Source organism: Blastomonas sp., from assembly GCF_041747255.1.
GTDB lineage: Bacteria > Pseudomonadota > Alphaproteobacteria > Sphingomonadales > Sphingomonadaceae > Blastomonas.
In genome coordinates, this window is the sequence record NZ_JBGTFM010000013.1 from 1 (window position 1) to 2,851 (window position 2,851).

Here is a 2,851-nt window from a genome sequence, read left to right on the forward strand (position 1 = left end):
ATGATCCCGAAGGAATGAAGGCCGCCGCCGATCTGATGCCCGGCGTCACTATGGCTGAAGGCACCTACCAGGCGCTTGAGGGGGCTGATGCGGCGGTGATCGTCACCGAATGGGACGTGTTCCGTGCGCTCAACCTGCCGCGCGTGGCAGAGGCGCTGCGCAGCAAGGTGCTGGTCGATCTGCGCAACATTTATCTGCCCGAGCAGGCAAAGGCAGCGGGCCTCACTTATGTGAGTATCGGACGATAAACGGCACTGTCTGGCAAGGGTGATTGAGCGGATGGCAAAACGCATCATGGTCATTTTCGGCACCCGGCCAGAGGCAATCAAGCTGTTCCCGGTCGTCACCGCGATACGGCAGACCAACGGGGTCGATCCTGTCGTGCTGGTCACCGGCCAGCACCGCGAGATGCTCGATCAGGTGCTCGATATCGCGGGGCTGGTGCCCGATCATGATCTCGCGCTGATGCAGCCGGGTCAAAGCCTCGACGAGATCAGCGCCCGGCTGCTGACCGGGATCGGCTCGGTGCTTGACCATGAACAGCCCGACATGGTGATCGTACAGGGTGACACCGCGACCGCAATGTGTGGTGCGCTCGCCGCGTATTATCGCAAGCTGCCGGTGGCGCATGTTGAGGCTGGCTTGCGCAGCGGTAATATTTATCACCCCTGGCCCGAAGAGGTGAACCGCAAGATCATCGGTTCCATGGCCGACCTGCATTTCGCCCCGACCGAAACGGCGGCGGTCGCATTGCGCCGCGAAGCCGTGCCCGATGCGCATATCTTTGTCACCGGCAACACTGTTGTCGATGCGCTGCACTGGGTGACCGACAAGCTGCGGCACGCGCCCGAACGCGCCAACATAATCGCGCCGCTAGAAGCGCGCTTCGCGGGCAAGCGGATCATCGGGGTGACTACCCACCGCCGCGAGAATTTCGGCTCTGGCATGGCGGACATTGCCGACGCCATCCGCACCTTGGCCGCACGCGACGATGTCGCCATCATCTTCCCGGTACACCTCAATCCGCAAGTGCGCAGCGCGATCATGCCAGTGCTGGGTGATCTGGCCAATGTTGCGCTACTCGAACCGCTCGATTACCTCAATTTTACCCGCCTGTTGCAGATCGCCGACCTGATGCTGACCGACAGTGGCGGGGTGCAGGAAGAGGCCCCCGCGCTGGGCAAGCCGGTGCTGGTGATGCGCGACACCACCGAGCGGCCCGAGGGTGTGGCAGCGGGAACGGCAAGGCTGGTCGGCACCGATAAAAATCGGATCGTTTCAGAGGCCAGCGCGTTGCTGGATGACGCAGTTGCCTATGCCGCGATGGCACAGGCACATAACCCCTTTGGCGATGGCCACAGTGCCGGGCGGATTGCTGTCATTATCTCAAAGTGGTTTACCGACCGGCCGTGACCATAACAGCGTTGAACACCTAAATCTTTCCCGATAGTGGGGTGCCAGGTGCGCAACACGTTTTCTCCTGGAAGTTGACCATGACCCACGAATTTCACCCTACGACGCTTCGCGAATATGACATTCGCGGGATCATTGGGGAGACGTTGAGCGATGCCGATGCCTATGCCATCGGCCGGGGTTTTGCGACCCTGCTTGCACGCGCCGGGGGCAAATGTGCTGTCGTTGGCTATGATGGCAGGATCAGCTCGCCAATGCTCGAAGACGCACTCATTCGCGGCCTGAACGACAGCGGCGTCGATGCGATCAGCATCGGGATGGGACCCACCCCCATGCTGTATTATGCCGAAGCAGCATTAGAACAGGCGGATGGCGGCATTCAGATAACTGGCAGCCATAACCCCTCCAACTATAACGGCTTCAAGATGGTCTTCAAAGGCGGGCCGTTTTTTGGCGCGGACATCCGCACCTTGGGTGACATGGCTGCGCGCGGTGACTGGGACAGCGGCACCGGCAGCGTCCGCCGCATCGAGATGCTCGATCAATACGTTGACCGGCTGGTTGAGGACTTCAAGGGTGCCGCGTGCCGGGTGGGCTGGGACTGTGGCAATGGCGCCGCCGGCCCTGCGGTGGAAGCGCTCGTCAAGAAGCTTCCCGGCGAGCACTTTACGCTGTTCACTGATGTTGATGGCAATTTTCCCAATCATCATCCTGACCCCACCGAAGAAAAGAACCTTAGCGACCTGAAGGCGCTGGTGGCGGAGAAGTCGCTCGATTTTGGAGTGGCGTTCGATGGCGATGGCGACCGCATCGGAGCGATTGACGGCGAAGGCCGCGTCATCTGGGGCGATCAGCTGCTGACAATTTACGCCGAATCGGTGCTGAAAGATGTGCCGGGAGCGACGATCATCGCCGATGTGAAGGCCAGCCAGGCGCTGTTTGACCGTGTGTCCGAACTCGGTGGCACTCCGATGATGTGGAAAACAGGGCACAGCCTGATCAAGCAAAAGATGAAGGAAACCGGCGCACCACTCGCTGGCGAGATGAGCGGGCATGTGTTTTTCAAGCACCGTTATTATGGCTTTGACGATGCACTTTATGCCGCTGTCCGGCTGATCGAGGCGCAGACTTTGCTGGGCCGCAGCGTGACCGAATTGCGCAGCGCGATGGCACCGATGATCAACACCCCTGAAATGCGCTTTCAGGTCGATGAAACGCGCAAATTCGCCGTGATCGACGAAGTGCTCGCGCGGCTTTCCGCCAGCGGCGCGGATGTCAACGCCACCGACGGTGCACGCGTCAACACCGACGACGGCTGGTGGCTGCTGCGGGCATCGAACACGCAGGATGTGCTCGTCGCTCGCGCCGAGGCAAAGAGTGAAGAAGGCCTTGCACGGCTGATGACGCAGATCGATGAGCAACTGGCCGCATCAGGGCT

Annotated in this window: 3 protein-coding genes; all 3 read left to right on the forward strand. The window is 60.8% G+C overall.

Annotated features, from left to right (window positions below; all coding sequences use genetic code 11):
- Window positions 1-248, forward strand: a 248-nt coding sequence (locus tag ACEW8G_RS00505) for a UDP binding domain-containing protein (RefSeq protein WP_373486496.1), incomplete at its 5' end; no start/stop codon positions are given.
- Between the two features lie 31 nt (window positions 249-279).
- Window positions 280-1,413 carry a non-hydrolyzing UDP-N-acetylglucosamine 2-epimerase gene (gene wecB, locus ACEW8G_RS00510; RefSeq protein WP_373486497.1) on the forward strand — a complete coding sequence of 378 codons (1,134 nt, stop codon included), beginning with the start codon at window positions 280-282 and terminating at the stop codon, window positions 1,411-1,413.
- Window positions 1,414-1,493: 80 nt separating this feature from the next.
- Window positions 1,494-2,851 (forward strand): phosphoglucomutase/phosphomannomutase PgmG (pgmG, locus tag ACEW8G_RS00515; protein WP_373486498.1); only part of this gene is annotated, 1,358 nt, incomplete at its 3' end.